Here is an 18,208-nt window from a genome sequence, read left to right as displayed (position 1 = left end):
GACCGGCGCATTGCGGCGTCAGCATAACCACGGTCTGGACCGGATGTGATCCAGGCCGCAATGCGGTACGACGTTCCCCGACGCCTCGGGAGTGCTCGTCGCCCACGAGCTCAGGAGAGCGGCTTGCGCGCGTAGACGTCGAGGACGATGCGCGGCGCGAGCCGGCTCTCGATCACGGAGTCCATCGCCCGGGAACCGGCCTCGAGGACCCACTTCGGCGGGTTCATCGAGGCGAGGTAGGCCCGCGACGTCAGCGCGTAGCGCGGCGACGCCTCGACGACGATGTCGGTGAAGCCCGCGCGCTCGAGAGCGGTGCGGATCGACTTCTCCGTGTGCAGGATCGTGTGGTGCTCCGCGATCCGTCGGTCGGCCAGCTTGTTGACCCGGCCCTTGGTCGCCCGCTGGAGCAGCTGGGCGCCCTTGTCGACCTTCGAGCACCGCGGCGTCTGGAGGTAGAGCAGGCCGCCGGGCTTGAGGGCGTCGTTGACGTCCGCGAGCAGCTTGGCGCCGTCCGGGACGTGGGCGAGGACGCACCACATCGTGACCGCGTCGAGGTCCCCGTCGTGGCCGTGCTCGGAGATGTCACCGAGCTCCAGGTCGACGTCGTGGCGGTCCTTGGCCAGCTTGACGGCGCCTTCGACGACGTCATTGCCGGAGACCCGGAACCCGAACTCGTCGCGCGCCAGGGCCGGGTAGCCGCCGTCGCCCGCTCCGATGTCGTAGACCAGCGCGTCGGCCGGCAGCTGCGCCTTGAGCTTCGTGGTGACGGCGCGCCAGGCCTCGGGGCCCACCTCGCCGCGCTTGAGGTCGGTCCAGTCGGCGTAGTCGTCCTGGGAGACCTCGTCGAGCTCGATCACCTCGGCGTCGCGGGCCGAGCCGTTGCCCCAGAACGTCGCGCCGCAGCTGCGGCAGCGCGCGATGGCGCGGCCGGTCGCGTGCGAGACCGGGCCCAGACGCAGGTCGGTCGAGGTGCAGGCGGGACAGGCGTTCATGTGGTTCCTCATCCTCGGATCGGGTCGAGCGGGCGTCAGTGTAGACACGTCATGTTGCAGGCAGGAGATGGTCCCGGACCGTCCGTGCAGTCCGTGCCCAGGTGAAGCGCCGGGCGAACTCCACGCCGGCCGCGAGGTGCGCCTCGTCGTACGTGAGCGCCTCCTGCATCGCTGCGGCCAGGTCCTCGGCGCCGACGCTCCGCGCGACCGCGGCGTGGCCGCCGGTGACTTCCTTGAGCGCCGCGTCCGGCGAGACCACGACCGGGATGCCGAGGCGCATCGCCTCAGCGGCCGGCAGGCCGTAGCCCTCGAAGTCGCTCGGGAAGACCACCATGCTCGCTCCCGCGAACGTCGCCGCGAAGGCGTCGTCGTCGAGCCATGGCGCCAGCTCGACGTGGTTGCCGAGGTCGAGCTCGTGGACCAGCTGGGTGGCGCTCGCGCGGTCGGAGGAGCCCATCCCGACCAGGCGCAGCGTCCACTCCGGGTGCACAGCCGAGAACGGCTGCCAGGCGCGGATCACGGCGTGCGCGTTCTTGTTGCCGAAGTGGCCGAACGCGAGGGCGTACGGCCGCTCGTCCGGGCTCGGGGCTGCGTCGCCGGATCGTCGCCACGCCTCGGCGTGGTCGGAGCCGAGCTGGGCTGCTACGCCCTTGTGGGCCAGGCGCGGGTGCCGGTCGCGGAAGTCGTCGAGCGTCCGCTCGGAGATCGTGTAGACGCCGTCGGCCCGGCGGATGCTCCACCACCAGCTCAGGCGGCGGGCGGCCCGCGTCTTCGCCGAGAACTGCTCCGGCCGGAGCTCGTGGCGCAGGTCGTAGAGGATCACGCCCCGCGGCGCCTTGCTGCCGAACAGCCCACTCGCCGGTACGCCGGAGACCACCGCGTCGACGCCCAGCTCGCGCGCCGTCCGGCGTACGGCCTGGGAGCGGAGCCACAGCTGCCCGGGCGGCCCGGGAACGGGCGGGGTGACCCGGTGGAGCAGGGCACCCTCGGCGACCTCGAAGTCGGGGCCATCGGGACCCGTGAGGACGGTGAGCCGGTCGTCCGGGTAGGCCTCGCGCCACCCACGGATCAGGTGACCCACCACGATCGCGGCGCTGCCGGTGCGCGCGGCTACGGCGTCGAAGAGCACATGCATGCCGGGAGGACCCTCCGGGAGGAAGTGGACGTCGGAGTGGCCGACCCTAGCGGTCTGGACATGCTTCAATACACCGGCTCGGGGGAGCCCCTTCACACTTGCCAACAGCAATTTCCTGCCTCGCTACCAAGGAGTCACCCGTGGCCGTCCTGACCCGGTTCACCCGCGAGGGCCGCCCCGAGCAGGTCTCCGTCCAGTGCGACGTGTGCGTCCCGCCGGTGCTCTCGACGAGCACCGAGGCCGAGATGCGCAAGCTCGGCTGGCTGTTGCAGGCCCACGGCAACGCGCTCGACGTGTGCCCGTGGTGCGATCTGAGCGTCCCGGCAGCGCAGCGGCGTCGTCGGGGTGACGCCTCCCCCGTCACCCCTGACCCGGAGCGGCTGCCGAACCTGGTCGTCATCGGCGCCGCCAAGGCCGGCTCCACGTCGCTGCACAGCTACCTCGAGCTGCACCCCGAGGTCGTCATGTCGGCCGACAAGGAAGTGCGCTTCTTCTCCGACCCTGCCTGTCGCGACTGGGTCGGCCGCTACCAGGAGTACTTCCCGGCCGGCACCCGCTACCGCGGGGAGTCGACGCCGCAGTACACGAAGTGGCCGCTCTACCCAGGCGTTGCCGGTCGCATGGCCGATCTGGCGCCGGACGCGAAGCTGATCTACCTCGTCCGCGACCCGATCGACCGCGTCGTCGCGGAGTACGTCGAGGAGGCCACCTGGGGCGTGGTGACCGGGACCTTCGAGGAGGAGATGGTCGACCTCGAGGCCCAGCACCACCGCCTCGTCGCGCCGTCGCGCTACGCCACCCAGCTGCGGGAGTTCCTTGCGCACTTCCCCCGGGAGCAGGTGCTCGTGGTCGACCTCGCCGACATGAACGCCGACGCGACGGCCACGATGGACCGCGTCTTCGCGTTCCTGGGTCTGCCCCCGGTCGCTCTCGAGACCGGCGATCTCGCCGCGCAGAACGCGTACGGCTCGAAGGGCGCGCACCCGGGCTGGTACCAGGCGCTGCGCCAGCCGTGGCTGATCCGGCTCGCCCACAAGATGCCGTCGGGGTGGCTCCAGCGGGTCCGCAACGTCGTCTCGCGCCGCGTCATGAAGCCGGTCGAACGACCGGTCCCCTCCCCAGAGACCCTCGCCCGACTGCGGGCACACCTCGCTCCCGAGGTGTCCGAACTGCGTGCTCTCACCGGCCAGTCGTTCGCCGGCTGGACCCTCTGAACTGGATAGGTTGCCGCCCGTGTACTCCAAGCTGCGTCACCACGCCGTCAACGTGAAGGTCCACGCCAACTGGTGGATCCGCGACCGCTTCCCGGACCGCAAGGTCACCCGGCACGTGCAGGGCGTCGACCTCGTGCTGCCCTGGTCGCACCGTCTGCCCGACTACGCGCAGACCGACGGCCCCTACGGCCAGAACCTCGTGCACTTCGCCGCCGCGCTGGCCGCGGTCGACGGGGAGCCCGTGACCGTGCTGGATGTCGGCGCGAACGTCGGCGACTCCGCCGCGCAGATCGTCGCGGCGTGCGACGCGCAGGTGCTGTGCGTCGAGGCGGACCCGTACTACCTGGAGTTCCTCCACCTGAACGTCGACGCGCTGCCGCAGGTGACCGTGGTCGAGGGCCTGCTGACCCTCGACGGCACGGAGAAGGCCACGACCGCGGTCCGCTCCGGCGGCACGACGCACTTCGTCGAGGGCTCGGCCGAGTCGGCCAACGCCATGGGCTCGGTGACGATGACCGCGCTGCGCGAGGGCAACCCGGCGTTCGAGAAGCTGCGTCTGGTCAAGTCGGACACGGACGGCTACGACGTCGTCCTGGTGCCCGCGCTTGCGAAGTCGTGGGGCGGCAACCCGGCCCTCTTCTTCGAGTACGACCACTTCTTCTCCCGCGAGGTCGGCAACGACCCGCTCGCGGTCTGGACGGCGCTCGCCGAGCTCGGCTACACCGACGTCGCGGTCTGGGACAACGGCGGCATCCTGCTCGGCCGTGTGCCGGTCACCGAGATCGCTGCGAAGACCGCGCACCTCGACGAGAAGATCGGCGCCCGCTCCCACATGTACTGGGACGTCGCGGTCGTCCACGGGGACGACAAGGCTGGCCTCGAGGCCCTCGAGCGCATCGCGCCCGCGTCCCAGCAGCTCTGATCGCCGAGACGGGGCTCGTGCCGCGCTGAGACGGGGGCTGTGCAGCGCACGGGCCCCGTCTCAGCGTTGCACGGGTCCCGTCTCGCGGTTGCACGAGCCCCGTCTCGGCGGAGGTCAGTCGGCGGACGTGCCGCGGATGACCTTGTTCTCCTTCATCGCCAGCTCCGCGACGACCTGGACGCTGCGCGGCTGCCAGGGGCGCGGCAGGTCCGCGCACGCGGCACGGACAGCCTTCTTGAGCTCCGCCTCGTCGACCGAGCCGTCGGCCACCACGTCGATGGCGACGACGGCCCCCACGAGGGCGTTGGCGCGTCCGTAGACCCGCGCAGCCTGGACGCCGGGGACGGCCGTCACGCGCTCCTCCACGGGCAGCGGGTGCACCTTCACACCACCGACGTTGATCACGTCGGACGCGCGCCCGCGGAACAGGATCCGGTCATCGACGATCTCGACCAGGTCACCCGTCGGCCACCAGGCGTCGGGATCCAGGTCCGGCTCGCCGTAGTAGCCGACCATGCTGGCCTGGGACCGCACGAAGAGCTGCCCGTCCTCGACCTTCAGCCGGACCGGAGCGCCGTCGTCGCGCGTCAGCAGCGACGCCGGGAGTCCGTCACGGCCGTCGCGCACCGAGCCGGTGGAGCCGAACTCCGAGCCGGCGTAGATGTGCGACACACGGGCCTCCGGGAACGTCGCCGCGAGCTCGACCAGCAGCGCCGCGGGAGAAGCCTCGCCGCCGAGCGTGATCTGCCGGATCGCGGGAGCCGGGCGCGAGTCTGCACGCAGCTCCGCGAGCAGGAAGCGCCAGAACGTCGGTGTGGCCGAGATGTGGGTGACCCCCTCGGCGTGGAGCGCGTCGACGACCGCCTGCGGGCGGCGTACGGGCGGAGTGACGAGGGTCGTGCCAGCCGCCATCGTGTGCAGGATGATCTGCAGGCCGGCGAACTGCTGCGGGCCGTAGGCGAGCAGCCAGACCTGACCGGCGCCGCTCTTCGTGTCCAGCACGCGGGAGAGCTGCCTCCCCCAGTCGTGCCGAACGCCGCGGGGCGTGCCCGTGGTGCCGGTGGTGAGGGTCAGCAGCGGCCGCTTCGCCGGTACGTCGGTGATGTCATCGCCCGCCACGTCGAGCGAGGCAAACCCCGCCGTGCACAACGCCGGCCCGTCGAGCGCCAGCACGTCCTCGCGATCCGAGAAGACGGCGGTGTGCTCGAACGCGGCTGCCTGCCGCTGCAGCTCCTCGACCGCGATGTCGGGCGCGTACAGGCAGGCCTCGGCGCCGACCAGCGAGGACGCGGCAAGCAGCGCGATCGCCACGGGGACGTCGTTCGTCACGACCGCGAAGCGCGCCACGCCCTGCTCACGCAGCCCCCGGGCGTACGACTGCGCGGTGGCCGCGAGCTCGCCGTACGTCCATGCGCGCGAGCCGACGAGGGCGACCGCGTCGGCATCGCGCGCCGCAGCACGCTCGATCAGCTCGAACATGTCAGCAGGTCAGGCCGCCGTCGATCACGATCGTCTGACCCGTGATCCAGTTGTTCTTCTCGTCGACCAGGAACTGCACGGCGCGCGCGATGTCGTCGGGCTCGCCGAGGCGGCCGGCCGGGGTGCGACGCACGATCTGGTTGAGCTGGTCCTCGTCGAGGCCGTGGCTCATCTCGGTGCGCAGGTAGCCCGACGCGATCGAGTTGACGGTGATCTTGCGCGAGCCGACCTCGCGGGCCAGCGCGCGCGTGAAGCCGTCGAGACCAGCCTTCGAGGCGCCGTAGACGGCGAGACCGCGGTAGCCGGTGAGGCCGGTGATCGAGGAGATGTTGACGATCGAGCCGCCGCCGTGGGCGAGCATGTTGCGCACGATCTGCTTGGAGATGTGGAACGTCGCCTTGAGGTTCAGGTCGATGACCGTGTCGGTGTCCTCGTCGGAGAACAGCGCGTGGATGCCGTCGCGGGCGACGCCGGCGTTGTTGACCAGGATGTCGACCGACTTCCAGCGCGCCAGCACCTCCTTCACGAACGCCGTGCACTGCGGGCGGTCCGCGATGTCGGCCTCCATGAAGAAGAACCGGTCGGGGAACTCCTCGGCCCACTTGCGGGTCTGGTCCGTCTCCGAGCGCGAGCACGAGGCAACGCGGTCGCCGGAGTCGAGGAACGACTGGACGATGCCGGCACCGAGGCCGCGGCTACCACCCGTGATGATGACCGTCCGGGGGGCGGTGCTCATGCGGAGACCGACTCCTTGGCGTCGTAGAAGGCCACGATCTCGGCGACCGTCTCGGGCATGAGGCCCTCGGCGAACGGGTCCGAGCCGAGCTCGTCCTCGAGGGTCGCGGAGAGCTCCGCGGTGTCGAGGGAGTCGAGGCCGAGGCCGTCCTCACCGTGCAGGCGGGCGTCGAGCGTGACGGTGACGCCCTCGGCCTTGTCCATGCGCTCGAGGAGCTCCTCGATGAGCTTGATGATCGACGCTTCGTTCTCGGTCATTGCATGCCTCCGTTGGGAAAACTGGCGGGAAAGGTATCAGTGCGGACGGGCCGGCTCAGCCGAGCCGCTCGGTGCGGTTGTAGAGCGAGTCCGGCATGTCGATCGGCGCCAGGCGCCGGGCCGGTACGCCGCCGTGCAGGCACTGCGCAGCGGCCTTCTGACGGGTCCAGAGCGTGGAGCCGGCAGCGAGCAGCGCGCCCTCGCCGAGGACGGCGCCGGGCAGCAGCGTGCAGTTGGTGGCGGCGGCCGAGCGCTTCTCCAGGATGACCGGCTCGAGGATGACGCCGCCGTCCTTCGGGTCGAAGGCGTGGCTGAGCACCGTGGAGCGGATGCCGGTCAGCCAGGAGTTGTCCTCCATGAGGACGCCGCCGCCGCAGTCGAGGTAGTGGAAGCTGATGACGACAGAGCCCTCGCCCATGCGCAGCGTGCGCAGGTGCGGGTTCTCCTCGAGGTTGCCCTCGAAGCCGGCGCCGCCGAGCACCCAGTTGAAGAGCGCCATGCGCGAACCGCGGCCCATCTCGACGCGCTTCATGAAGCGGAAGACGTTGAAGTGGCCGATCCGGGCACCCTCCGCGAGCGAGAAGTGCTCGACCCGCTGGACGAAGTTGATGCCGATCGACGCCGTCGGGTGGATGTCGTGACCCAGCAGCCGCAGCAGGCGGACCTTGAGTCCCTTGAACGGCAGCAGGAAGACGAGCGTCGTCAGAATGTGGCGCACGCCGCAGAGGGTAGCCCGTCCAGACCATCTCCGTATGGACAGTCCGTGTGTCCATCCGGACGTGGACACGTCAGTCCGCCCGCCCCGGCACGGGACGCGTGCGTGGCTATGCTGCGCGCCATGACCCGCGCCCTCGCGACCGTTGTCAGGAACCTGCTCCGCGCGCTCGTCGTGGTCACCCAGCGCTGGGACTGGTGGCGCCGCGAGGTGTACGTCGCCCACGGCTCGTTCGTGTCGAAGTCCGTCGACATCGGCCACCGCACGCGGATCACCGGGCCCTCACGCATCGACGACTGCGAGATCGGCCCGTACTGCATGCTCGCGTCCTTCGCGGTGCGGAACGCCGACCACGACATCCGCTTCCTCAACATGCAGGAGATCGCCCAGCGCCGGATCATCGGCGGCCACTCCGTCGTACGCCTGCCGGAGCAGCGGATCCGCATCGGCGCGGGCGTGTGGATCGGCGACAGCGCCGTGATCCTCAAGAACGTCCAGATCGGCGACGGTGCGGTCATCGGCGCCGGCGCGGTCGTCACGAAGGACGTGCCGGCGTACGCCATCGCGGTCGGCAACCCGGCACGCGTGGTCCGCTACCGCTTCGACGAGGAGGTCCGCGAGATCCTCGCCGGCCTCGACTGGTGGACCTGGGACGACGCGACGCTGCGCGCCAACAAGGACCTCTTCGAGAACGACCTCAGCGAGGTCGACCCGGCCGCACTGCGCGACCGGATCGCCCAGCTCTGAGTCAGCCGGGCAGTCAGCCCAGCATCTCGTCGACGGCGGCGAGCACCCGCGCGGGCGGGATCGAGACGTCGTCGAGGACGCCCTGGTTGCGGCGTCCGGCCTGCTCGACGCCCTCGGCGACGAGGTAGCGGTAGTCCGCACCGATCGCCTGCGCGATCGACCACAGCCCCAGGTGCACGTACGTCGCCGGGAACATCTCCAGCACCTTCACGCCCGGCTGGCTGAACGTCATGTTGGTCAGCGCAGCGCCGTGAGGAGCCACGATCGCCTCGGCCTGCGCGAAGACGTTGATCTGCTCCTGGACGGTGAGCGTGCCGGCGTCGAGGCGGTGGAAGCCGCGCTTCTCGAGCTCCGGCCAGAGCGCCGGCTCCTCGACGTACCGCCGGGTGTTGGGGAGGTCGCCGCGGGTCAGGTAGAGCCGCTTGGGCAGGTCCATCGTGCCGGTGGCGGGGAGCTTCTTGCGCAGCCAGTCGACGGTCGACTGCGGCGCCTCGAGGTGCCAGTTCGGGTTGGACGGCACGAGCAGCGTGTCGGCGCGGTAGGTGAGTCCGCGACGCGGCTCGAGGAGCTTCCCCTCCAGACCGATCAGCTCCAGGAACGCCTTCTGGTACTTCGTCTGGTGCGGCACCACGACCGCGTCCCAGCGGGCGTCCGGCAGCGAGTCCTCGAGTACGCCGAGGCGCGCGATCGCGTCGTACAGGAAGTGGTAGTAGTTCGACGTCGTGCCGCGGGTGGTCAGCGACAGCACCGTGCCGGGCACGTGCTCGACCTCGCCGAGCGTCGGGCGCAGGAAGACGGGGTGCTCGCGCCAGTCGGAGACACCGAAGTACGTCGAGGTCTCGTGGTCGAGGCGCTTGCCCGGCGTCGTCGTGGCGCCGTAGTCACCCGAGAGCGAGCCCCCGCGGACCTCGAGCGTGAACGTCGCCGGGATCATCGCCTGCTTCGCCTCGGCGAAGACCCAGTGATCCGCGGGGTCGCCCGCGGTCGCGGTGCGGTCCAGCACGACGGCAGGAAGGCCCGGGTGCAGCGTGACGTTGTCGGGCTCGGCGGCCGCGGTCTCGCGGGACCAGTCGGACGAGGTGGTCGGCACGCCGTTGCCCTTGAGGACGGGAGAGGCACGCCGGAAGCCGATGCCGAGCATCAACGTCACGAAGCGGTGCAAGCGCTTGAACAGCGGCCACCAGGGGCGGAGCCAGGCAGGGAGCTTCACTTCGCGACCACCTTGCGGACGACGCGCCAGACGATCGGCGTGGTGACGATGCGGCGCACGATCGCGCGCATCCAGAGCGGGCGGATCAGCTTGCGCATGAAGCGCGACAGCCGGCCGTCGGTGCGCAGGAGCACCAGCTCGAGCTCGCCCTCCACCTCACGGTTGAGCGCGAGCGGCGGGTGCACCAGCGGGAAGGTCAGCCCCTCCGCCGGGTAGGGGTCCTTGGCAGCAGTCGTGTGCGTGGCGTCCTCGCCGTAGCCGTCGTTCTCGACGAGGTTGCGGGCGGGCATCGTGGACAGGCCCGACTCGGACATGATCGTCACCCACCAGTGGTGGTCCCAGCCGCGCGCGTCGCCGTTCGGCTCCCCCGCGACCTGCGTGAAGTGCTTCATCGCTGCCTCGGTCACGAGCGATCCCTCGGCGGGCACCACCGGGGAGACGCGCCAGGCATCGGCTGTACGGGGCGTCATGCCCTCGCGGTCCTCCGCCCCGGCGTGGTCGCGCGGGAACGACGCGCGGTGCCGGTGCCAGCGGTCGGCCCAGGTCGCCCAGCCCCACACGCTCGACCACGTCGAGAACGCGTACGAGGTCCCACCGAACATCGCCTCGGGCACGCCCTTGGTGTCGCCGCCGATCTGCCAGACCTGCTGCTCGTCGCGGTAGCGCTCGAGCAGCTCCGCGCAGTAGCGGAAGAACGACGGGTGCGGGATGCAGTCGTCCTCGAGCACGATCGCCCGGCCGACCTGGCTGAACGCCCAGTCGAGGCCGAGCTCGATGTTGGCCTCGAGGCCGAGGTTGCGCTCGGCGAACTTCGTGGCGACCTCGCCGGGCCACTGCTCGGCCAGCACCATCGCGCGGACTTCCTCGCAGAGCGCTGCCTCGGCCGGACGCGACGCCCGCGGGCCGTCGGCGACGATCAGCAGGCGCGCGGGACGCAGCGCGCGCAGCACCTCGATGTTGCGACGCGTCACCTCCGGCCGGTTGAAGACGAAGAGGACGATCGGCGTCTCGAACAGAGACTCAGCCACGGGGGCTCCTGTCGGTCATGCGGGACGCCGCGCGCGACGCCTTCTGGGAGAGCTGCGAGTTGACGGCGAGGCGGGCGTAGTAACGCAGGCGCGGCGAGCGGACCAGCCGCCGGGCGAACGTCGCCGCGCGGCCGCCGACCCGGTTGAGGATCAGCTCCAGCTCGCGCTCGACCTCGGCGTTGAGGACGACCTGCTGCGGGTGCACCAGCGGGAACGCGATCTCGATCGCCGAGTGGTCGGTCCGGCCCGAGACCGAGGCCGCGTGCGTGGCGTCCTCGCCCCAGCCGACGTTCTCGACGAGGTTGCGCGACGGCGAGATCGCGTAGCCGCCCTCGGTCATCATCGTGAGCCAGAAGTGCTTGTCCCAGCCGTGCGTGTGCGTGTCGTCGGAGGCCGCGGCGTCGCGGAAGTGACGCTCCGCGGACTTCGTGACGACCAGTCCGGGCTGGATCGCGAAGGGCTTCGTGCGCACCGGCGCATCGCCGTCACGGTGGTCGCGCGGCAGGATCGCGCGGTGCCGCTGCCAGCGGTCGGCCCAGGTGCCCCAGCCCCACACGCTCGCCCAGGCGGTGAACGCGTAGGAGTCGCCGTGGAAGAGCTCTTCCGGAACGCCGAGCCCCGAGCCGCTGACCTGCCAGATGCGGTCGTCGTCGGCGTACCTCGTGAGGAGCTCGTCCATGTACCTGAAGAACGACTCACCCGCGACGCAGTCGTCCTCGAGCACGATGGCCCGGTCGACCTGCGAGAAGGCCCAGTCGAGGCCGAGCTCGACGTTCGCCTCGAGGCCGAGGTTGGTCTCGGCGTACCGACGGTGGACCGTGCACTCCCAGTCGATGCCGTCGAGCACCGCGCGCGTCGCGGCGCACGTCGCGGCATCGGTCGGGTGCCCCGCGCGGGGGCCGTCGACGACGAGGAAGAGCTCGCGCGGTCGGGCCTCCCGGACGGCGGCGAGGGTCTGCTCGGTCAGGTGCGGACGGTTGAACGCGACCATGACGACGGGCGTGGTCAGCAAGCGGGACTCCCCGGAATTGCGCTGCGGTCAGTGCGGAACGGGCGCCATTCCACCAGATCCGGAGCGGCTCCGACACCACCACGGACAAAGCGTTCGACATCATGCGGATGTACCGGTCGCCAGTGGACCAGACCGTCTAGGGTGACCGCCGTGACGAGCCCTGAGCGTGACCACCACAAGCCCAAGTCGACCCTCTTCATGGAGGAGAAGCTGCGCAAGGTCGCGCGCGGAGCGACCCGTCGCATCGCCACGCACCGGGGTGCCGGCATCGGCATGTGGAACGCCGTCGGCTACCCCAAGTCGGGCACCGTCTGGCTCTCCAAGCAGCTCGGCACCTCGCTCGGCCTCCCGGTCCCGCTCGACTACCAGATGCCGATCATGATGCAGTCGGTCATCCACTCGCACTGGATGTACAACGAGAAGTTCGGCCCGTCCGTCTACATCCGCCGCGACGGCCGCGACGTCACCGCGTCGATGTACTTCCACTGGACCCGCGGCCTGCGGATGAAGCGCGACCCGAAGTACGCCGCGCGCCTGCAGGAGATCTTCACCAGCCTCTACGGCCCGAAGTTCGACCCGGAGGACGCCGTCGGCAACATGCCGAAGTACATCGAGTACCAGATGACCGTGGCCCCGACGACCCACGGCGTCACCTGGCAGCAGCACATCCGTGACTGGTGGGACAAGCCGCAGGTCGGCCACGTGTCGTACGAGAACCTCCTCGCCGACCCGGTGCCCGAGCTCGCCCAGGCGATCGAGAAGGCCTCCGGCAAGTCGCCCGATCTGCGCCTGATCGAGATCGCCGTGCAGCGCCACGCCTTCGCCTCGGAGACCGGCCGCAAGGCCGGCGAGGAGAACCGCGACAGCTTCCTGCGCAAGGGCATCGCCGGCGACTGGGTCGAGCACTTCAGCCAGGAGGCAGGTCAGGTCTTCGACCAGTTCGCCGGCCAGGACCTGATCGACTTCGGCTACGCCACCGACCGCGACTGGTGGAAGCAACTCTGACCCCGGCGGTCGAGTAGGGCCGGCCCGTGTCGAGACCTACGGCCGCACGTACTGCACGTGCGCGTGGTCGGTGCTGAACCCCAGCCCGCGATACAGCGCGAGCGCGGGGGCGTTGGCTGCGTCGACGTACAGGTGGACGCGTGGCGCCCCGCCCTCGGCCAGGTGGCGCAGACCGGCGCGCAGCAGCGCGCCGCCGATGCCCTGTCCGTGCGCGGCCGGATCGACGGCCATCACGTAGACCTCGCCCTCGCCGGCGTGCGCGTGGACCTTGGTCCAGTGGAAGCCGAGCATGCGGTCGCCGTCCATCGCGACGAGCAGGCCCGCCGGGTCGAACCACGGCTCGGCCATCCGCTCGGCCAGGTTCGCCGCATCCATGCCGCCCTGCTCCGGGTGATCCGCGAACGCCGCGGCGTTGACCCGCAGGAGCTCCTCCGTGTCGCCCGGCTGCCAGGTGCGGATCCGTGGGTCGTCAGCCGGTGCGGGGTCAACCGGCAGTGCGCGCGCCAGGACGAGCAGCTCGCGCTCCCGGCGGAACCCCGTGGCTGCGGCAAGCGCCGCCGCACCCGGGTGGTCACCGTGCGACCAGGCCCTCACGGGCTTGTCGGCGATCTCGGCGAGGGCCGCGGCGAGCAGCCCCGCCCCCTCCCCCGTACGCCGGCCAGCCGGTGCCACCGCCAGGTCCAGCTCCACGTGCCCACCGACGAGTCGCGCCAGCGCGAACCCTTCGGCACTCAGCCACAGCGACGCATCGCGCAGTCCGTGGTGGGCGAGATGCATCCGGGCCGCCTCGTCGAGCGGATCGCGTCCGTCGACGTCGTGGCACGCCTGCGCGATGCGGGCAACAGCCGCAGCCGCTGCCTCGTCGTACACGGGAATGCGCTGGGCCACGCGCCGACCCTAGCCGCCCACTGATGTGGTGCGTCAGTGGCGCAATGGTTGCGCCACGGGCGCGCCACATCACGGCGCCAGACCGCACCCGGGGCCGCACGGGACCGGCAGACCCGGCCAGCCCCTCTGCTGCAGCAAGGTCGCCACCTTGCCCGCCGTCCGACACCCGTGGTCGAAGACCTGTGCATAGCCAAGGCGCGCCGAATCGCGACGTCCGAGCAGGTCGTCGAGGTCGCGCTCCATGTCCTTGTCCCGCGCCGACTTGGCGGAGTGGAAGAGGCGGCCGTCGAGCTCGACGACGAGCCCGTAGGCGAGGTAGGCGACGTCCCGGAACTCCCAGCCCCCAGGTGTACGCCGTGGCTCCTGCCGCACTCCCTCGGGCAGCCCGTGCGCGCGCTCCACGTGCACGAGGTAGCCCCGCTCGAGCACCGAGCACGCTCCCGCGACGAGGTCGTCGAGCACCTCGGCGATCAACGAGCGCCGAGGCAGCCTGGGCAGATCCGCCAGTGCGTCCCGCATCCGTTCTGGTTTCGTCACACGCCAGTTGACCGCGTCGCTCAGGGCCGCGACGACACCGTTCTCGTTGGTCGCCACGGCCGCCACACGGAGCGCTGCATGCTCCGGGCGCATCCGCCCGAGCCCCGCCTGGACGACGAGCTGATCAGCACGTGCCAGCCGGTGCAGGACCACCTCCGGCAGCGGCGCGCTCCCGCGCCCGCGGGGAACCGCGACGTGGATCGGCAGCGTCAGCCCGGCACCGGAGGTGTCGCGCGCGAACTCCAGCGCCGACAGATCAGCAAGTCCACTGCGGCTGTAGTGCAGGCACGCCCACCAGGCCCGCTGCAGCGGGGACACCAGCCGGTTGCTCTGCTCGCAGAAGACACCGTCAGAGAGCCGGTGGATCACCCGACGCCTGAGCAGCCGCTCGAGGTCGTTGCGGGTGACTCCGATTGCCGCGAACTGCTGCCGCGACGCCACCCCCGCCTGGAGCGACAGCCGGGCGCGGACGAGGTCCGGGTCGTACGGCGGGGCCTGGCGCTGCGGTCGGGGCATGCACCGACCCTGCAAGCGATTCGCCCCGGCTGCACCCGGCCCCCAGCGCCCCTGTGGAAAGCGATGTGGTGCGTCAGCGGCGCAATGGTTGCGCCACGGGCGCACCAGACGGCGCCTCAGACCGAGACGTCAGGCGTCGGCGGTCTCGTCGGCGGTCGCCTCGGCCTCCGCCGCTGCACCGCGTGACGGGACGACGAAGCGGTAGCCGACGTTGCGGACCGTGCCGATGAGGTTCTCGTTCTCCGGGCCGAGCTTGGCGCGCAGACGACGCACGTGGACGTCGACGGTGCGCGTGCCACCGAAGTAGTCGTAACCCCAGACCTCCTGCAGCAGCTGCTGGCGCGTGAAGACGCGGCCCGGGTGCTGCGCGAGGTACTTCAGGAGCTCGAACTCCTTGAACGTGAGGTCGAGCGGACGGCCACCGAGCCGCGCCGTGTACGTCGCGTCGTCGACGACGACCTCACCAGAGCGGATCACGTGGGCATCGGGGTCGTCGGCATTGCGCCGCGCGATGTTGCGGGCGATCGCGAGCTTGATGCGCGCCTCGAGCTCGGCCGGCCCGCAGGTGGTCAGCACGATCTCGTCCATGCCCCAGTCGGCGCTGACGACCGAGAGGCCACCCTCGGTGAGCACCAGCATCACCGGAACGTCGGACCCGGTGGCCAGCATCAGCCGGCACAGGTCACGCGCGTGGGCGAGGTCCTGGCGACCGTCGACGAGGACGAGGTCCGAGTCGGGCGCCTCGAGAAGCGCGCTGCCCTCGGCCGGGAGCACCTTGACCTGGTGGCTCAGCAGCGACAGCCCCGGGAGCACCTCCGTCGAGGCCTGCAGCGCGCTCGTGAGCAGAAGCAGTGTGCTCATCGGCGCCTCCTCACAAGTGCGGGCCAACGGTGGGGTCATGCCGTGGTCCCGGCAGAATATCGGACATGACCTCCTCCCCGCCCCTCGCGACCACGATCACGGTCCGCTACTGGGCCGGAGCACGCGCTGCCGCGGGCCTCCCCGAGGAGCAGTACGACGGTCCCCTGACCGTCGCCGCCCTGCGTGAGGCCGCCATCGCGAGGCATCCGGAGAGCGACCGCCTCCCCGGCGTACTCGCGGTGTGCTCGGTGCTCATCGACGGCCGACAGCCGGGGGACGACGCGGTGCAGCCCGGGAGTGTCGTGGAGTTCCTGCCGCCGTTCGCCGGGGGCTGAGCCCGCCGACCGGCCTGCTGCGGCAGGATGTGCCGCATGTGGAGCGAGATGCGCGCGGACCTGATGGCCAACGCCGACCGCAAGCGCCAGCCGGCGCCGGTCTACTGGGCGCGGGTCCTCGGCAAGCTGCTGGTGACCCCACAGGTGCAGGTGGTCGTGCTGTTCCGCATCGGCCACGCCCTCGCCGGCACGCCGCTGCGGCCGCTCGCGTTCATCCTCCGCAGCATCGGCCTCGTGATCGCGGGTGCCGAGCTGCACCCGGACGCGACGATCGGACCCGGCTTCGCGCTCGTCCACTCCAACGGCGTCGTCATCGGCGGAGGTGTCGTCGCGGGCAAGGACCTGCGACTGGCCCAGGGCGTGACGCTCGGCGAGCCGGGACGCGGGGCGGCGGAGGAGACCTGGGGCTTCCCGACCGTCGGCGACCACGTGACGCTCGGCGCCAACGCGATCGTGCTCGGCAAGCGCACGCTGGGTGACGGCTGCGTCGTCGGCGCCAACGCCGTGGTCACCAAGGACGTCGCACCCCTCACCCTCGTCGTCGGCTCGCCGGCCAAGCCCGTGCGCGAGCTGACCTGGGACCTGATCCTGGGCGGCCCGGGCGAGGCGACCCGCGCCGCCGTCGCGGAATAGTCCACCTCCGCACCGGGTTGGCCCAGCCATGACAACGGGACAGGTGATCCTCGTGGCAGCGGTGCTGCTGGCGCTGGCGTTCGGCACGCTGCGGCTGGTCAACGACGGCCGCTTCCGCGGCACCCACCGCGTCATGGGCGGCCCGGCCTCCGAGGAGCACCCCGTCTCCGTCCTGCAGGGCGAGGAGATCGAGCACGAGCTCGGCGCGCGGGCGACCCTGCTGCAGTTCTCCAGCGCCTTCTGCGCACCGTGCCGCGCGACGCGACGGATCCTCGCCGACGTCGCCGGCCTCGTCGACGGCGTCGCCCACGTGGAGATCGACGCCGAGCACCACCTCGAGCTCGTCCGGCGCCTCGGCATCATGCGGACGCCGACGACCCTCGTCCTCGACGAGCACGGGCGTGAGGTGACGCGTGCCCAGGGCGCGCCCACCAAGGACCAGGTGCTCACCGCACTGGGCCAGATCTGAACCCGGGACCGGATCTGGACCAAGGCCGGATCTGACGCAGCGTCGTCCTCCACGCGTCGCCCGCGTCGTACGCCGACGGGCGGGCTACTGTTTCCCGTGGTTTCGGTGTCCCGGGTTGGAGGAAAGAGTGACTGAAGGGCTCCGTCGTGACGGGCTGCTCACGATCGCTGCCGTCGGTCTGACCGTCGTCCTCGTCTATGCGGCGGCCACGATCAGTCCGGTCGTCGCGCTCGGCGCTGCCATCGCGATCGTCATCTTCGTGACTCTGGGCATGGACCGCACCGGCCTGCTCTGCATGCTCGGCGCGTTCGCCACGGCTCCGATGGGACGCGGCATCGACTCGCTGTCCGGGCACGTCAGCACGCCGACCGACCTGCTGCTCATCGCGGGAATCTTCCTGCTGCTGCCCGGGATCGTGCACCACAAGCTCGGCCTGCCGGCCCTGTGGACTAGTTGCGTCCTCCTGCTGGTCTGCCTGGCGCTGGTCGGCTCCCTGATCACCCACACGGCGTTCATGTCGCTCTTCAGCCTCGTGCAGTGGATCGAGTTCTTCATGCTGCTGCCCGCCGTGATCGCCTGGTGGCGTCCGTCGCGGCAGATCATCGTCGCGCTGCTCTGGGCGTACGTCGGCGGCCACATGCTCAGCACCGCCTACGGCCTCATGGAGGGCGCGGCTCCGGTCACGCTCCGCTACGACGGCCTGACGATCCACCCCAACGCCTTCGGCCTGGCCGGCCTGGTCACCATCGCGATCTGCTTCTACCTGTTCCACCACCACAAGGAACAGGCAGTGCGGCTGGCGATCGTCGGAGTCGTGTTCGCCTCGGCGCTCTCGATCTGGCTCTCCGGCAGCCGCAGCGCACTCGCCGTCGCGCTGGTCCTGGCGATCATGCTGCCGCTCGTGGAGCGTTCCGCGCTCTCGGGCTTCGCGGTCGCAGGACTGGGCTGCCTGGGGCTCGCTGCACTCCCTCTCGCCGCACACGCGTCCGGCAAGGGATCCGCCCTCAACCGACTGCTGGGCGACGGCACGGCAGATGTCGCCGACAGCGTGCGCGAGACCGCGCTCAGCGACGGCATCCACCGCTTCTTCCAGCACCCGATCCTCGGTGCCGGTCTGGTCGACGTCGAGCTCGTCCACAACGTCTATGTCGAGGTCGCGATCGCCACCGGCATCATCGGCCTGATCGCCTACATCGCCGTGCTCTTCACCCTCGGGCGCGGCCTGTTCGGCGACCACCCGGAGCGTCGCCTCGCCTGGCTCCCCTGGGCAGCCATCGGCATCGCTGCGGCGCTCCCCGGCCTCTGGGACCGCAGCATCTGGGTCCCCGCGAGCCTCGCGATCCTTCCGACGCTGAAGGAGGCCACGGACAAGGTGCTGCCCGGGCAGCGCTACCTCACCGGCCGTACGCCATCGGAGCAGCCGGATCCCCCGACCCGCCGCCTGATGACCGACGCCTGAGCGCTCTCACGACAGACGCAGAACGCCCCGACCGCAGCTGCGGTCGGGGCGTTTCGCT

The 18,208-nt window shown here is 70.9% G+C and carries 20 protein-coding genes; 8 read left to right on the top strand and 12 right to left on the bottom strand.

Annotated features, from left to right (window positions below; all coding sequences use genetic code 11):
* Positions 1–110 precede the first annotated feature (110 nt).
* Both EPD65_RS04600 and EPD65_RS04595 read right to left on the bottom strand, forming a co-directional pair.
* The gene (locus EPD65_RS04600; protein WP_165872879.1) at positions 111–992 is read right to left on the bottom strand and encodes a class I SAM-dependent methyltransferase; all 882 of its coding nucleotides are present in this window, start codon (positions 990–992) and stop codon (positions 111–113) included.
* A gap of 49 nt (positions 993–1,041) precedes the next feature.
* Entirely contained in the window at positions 1,042–2,127 is a 1,086-nt protein-coding gene (locus EPD65_RS04595) for a glycosyltransferase (RefSeq protein WP_131581992.1), read from the bottom strand.
* Between the two features lie 140 nt (positions 2,128–2,267).
* Here EPD65_RS04595 and EPD65_RS04590 point away from each other — a divergent pair, with 140 nt between their 5' ends.
* On the top strand, positions 2,268–3,341 hold the full coding sequence (locus EPD65_RS04590) for a sulfotransferase family protein (RefSeq protein WP_131581991.1): 1,074 nt from the start codon (positions 2,268–2,270) through the stop codon (positions 3,339–3,341).
* 19 nt (positions 3,342–3,360) lie between these two features.
* On the top strand, positions 3,361–4,263 hold the full coding sequence (locus EPD65_RS16185; RefSeq protein WP_165872878.1) for a class I SAM-dependent methyltransferase: 903 nt from the start codon (positions 3,361–3,363) through the stop codon (positions 4,261–4,263).
* Between the two features lie 114 nt (positions 4,264–4,377).
* Here the strand turns inward: EPD65_RS16185 and EPD65_RS04580 are convergent, their stop codons facing one another.
* The 4 genes from EPD65_RS04580 to EPD65_RS04565 are packed head-to-tail and all read right to left on the bottom strand — an operon-like array spanning position 4,378 to position 7,453.
* Positions 4,378–5,742 (bottom strand): class I adenylate-forming enzyme family protein, encoded by a 1,365-nt coding sequence (locus EPD65_RS04580; protein WP_131581990.1) that lies wholly within the window; start codon positions 5,740–5,742, stop codon positions 4,378–4,380.
* A gap of 1 nt (position 5,743) precedes the next feature.
* Complete coding sequence (locus tag EPD65_RS04575) at positions 5,744–6,478, bottom strand: SDR family NAD(P)-dependent oxidoreductase (protein WP_131581989.1); 735 nt, start codon at positions 6,476–6,478, stop codon at positions 5,744–5,746.
* Complete coding sequence (locus tag EPD65_RS04570) at positions 6,475–6,735, bottom strand: phosphopantetheine-binding protein (RefSeq protein ID WP_131581988.1); 261 nt, start codon at positions 6,733–6,735, stop codon at positions 6,475–6,477. The genes EPD65_RS04575 and EPD65_RS04570 overlap by 4 nt, the downstream gene beginning before the upstream one ends.
* 55 nt (positions 6,736–6,790) lie before the next feature.
* Positions 6,791–7,453, bottom strand: coding sequence for an acyltransferase (locus EPD65_RS04565; RefSeq protein ID WP_131581987.1), 663 nt, complete (start codon positions 7,451–7,453; stop codon positions 6,791–6,793).
* A 120-nt stretch (positions 7,454–7,573) separates the two neighbouring features.
* Between EPD65_RS04565 and EPD65_RS16645 the strand changes: the two genes are divergently transcribed.
* Positions 7,574–8,197, top strand: a complete 624-nt coding sequence (locus EPD65_RS16645) for a CatB-related O-acetyltransferase (RefSeq protein ID WP_279387552.1) — start codon at positions 7,574–7,576, stop codon at positions 8,195–8,197.
* A 13-nt stretch (positions 8,198–8,210) separates the two neighbouring features.
* Here the strand turns inward: EPD65_RS16645 and EPD65_RS04555 are convergent, their stop codons facing one another.
* Genes EPD65_RS04555 through EPD65_RS16180 form a run of 3 tightly spaced genes read right to left on the bottom strand, consistent with a single transcriptional unit; the run spans position 8,211 to position 11,447 of the window.
* Positions 8,211–9,407 carry a glycosyltransferase family 61 protein gene (locus tag EPD65_RS04555; protein WP_131581986.1) on the bottom strand — a complete coding sequence of 399 codons (1,197 nt, stop codon included), beginning with the start codon at positions 9,405–9,407 and terminating at the stop codon, positions 8,211–8,213.
* A complete protein-coding gene (locus EPD65_RS04550; RefSeq protein ID WP_131581985.1) occupies positions 9,404–10,435 on the bottom strand; it encodes a glycosyltransferase in 1,032 nt (343 codons plus the stop codon). The genes EPD65_RS04555 and EPD65_RS04550 overlap by 4 nt, the downstream gene beginning before the upstream one ends.
* Positions 10,428–11,447 (bottom strand): glycosyltransferase family 2 protein, encoded by a 1,020-nt coding sequence (locus EPD65_RS16180; protein WP_165872877.1) that lies wholly within the window; start codon positions 11,445–11,447, stop codon positions 10,428–10,430. The genes EPD65_RS04550 and EPD65_RS16180 overlap by 8 nt, the downstream gene beginning before the upstream one ends.
* A gap of 150 nt (positions 11,448–11,597) precedes the next feature.
* Between EPD65_RS16180 and EPD65_RS16175 the strand changes: the two genes are divergently transcribed.
* The gene (locus tag EPD65_RS16175; RefSeq protein ID WP_165872876.1) at positions 11,598–12,452 is read left to right on the top strand and encodes a sulfotransferase domain-containing protein; all 855 of its coding nucleotides are present in this window, start codon (positions 11,598–11,600) and stop codon (positions 12,450–12,452) included.
* Positions 12,453–12,488: 36 nt separating this feature from the next.
* On the opposite strand, the gene mshD is transcribed toward EPD65_RS16175, so the two are convergent.
* From mshD to EPD65_RS04530, 3 genes are all read right to left on the bottom strand, one after another.
* Positions 12,489–13,340: a mycothiol synthase gene (gene mshD / locus EPD65_RS04540; RefSeq protein WP_243640446.1), complete on the bottom strand. Its 852-nt coding sequence runs from the start codon at positions 13,338–13,340 to the stop codon at positions 12,489–12,491.
* Positions 13,341–13,409: 69 nt separating this feature from the next.
* Positions 13,410–14,393, bottom strand: a complete 984-nt coding sequence (locus EPD65_RS04535; protein ID WP_131581983.1) for a hypothetical protein — start codon at positions 14,391–14,393, stop codon at positions 13,410–13,412.
* A gap of 129 nt (positions 14,394–14,522) precedes the next feature.
* On the bottom strand, positions 14,523–15,254 hold the full coding sequence (locus EPD65_RS04530; RefSeq protein ID WP_131581982.1) for a response regulator transcription factor: 732 nt from the start codon (positions 15,252–15,254) through the stop codon (positions 14,523–14,525).
* Positions 15,255–15,319: 65 nt separating this feature from the next.
* On the opposite strand from EPD65_RS04530, the gene EPD65_RS04525 reads away from it, so the two are divergent.
* The 4 genes from EPD65_RS04525 (at position 15,320) to EPD65_RS04510 (ending at position 18,150) form a co-directional block, all read left to right on the top strand.
* Positions 15,320–15,589, top strand: a complete 270-nt coding sequence (locus EPD65_RS04525) for a MoaD/ThiS family protein (RefSeq protein WP_131581981.1) — start codon at positions 15,320–15,322, stop codon at positions 15,587–15,589.
* 36 nt (positions 15,590–15,625) lie between these two features.
* Complete coding sequence (locus EPD65_RS04520) at positions 15,626–16,222, top strand: serine O-acetyltransferase (protein ID WP_165872875.1); 597 nt, start codon at positions 15,626–15,628, stop codon at positions 16,220–16,222.
* 28 nt (positions 16,223–16,250) lie between these two features.
* Complete coding sequence (locus EPD65_RS04515) at positions 16,251–16,691, top strand: thioredoxin family protein (protein ID WP_131581979.1); 441 nt, start codon at positions 16,251–16,253, stop codon at positions 16,689–16,691.
* A 127-nt stretch (positions 16,692–16,818) separates the two neighbouring features.
* The gene (locus EPD65_RS04510) at positions 16,819–18,150 is read left to right on the top strand and encodes an O-antigen ligase family protein (RefSeq protein WP_131581978.1); all 1,332 of its coding nucleotides are present in this window, start codon (positions 16,819–16,821) and stop codon (positions 18,148–18,150) included.
* The last annotated feature ends 58 nt before the right edge of the window (positions 18,151–18,208 follow it).

Source organism: Nocardioides jejuensis (assembly GCF_004337475.1).
GTDB lineage: Bacteria > Actinomycetota > Actinomycetes > Propionibacteriales > Nocardioidaceae > Nocardioides > Nocardioides jejuensis.
Note: the sequence above shows the minus strand (reverse complement) of the source record. Positions and strands in the feature narration are given on the sequence as shown.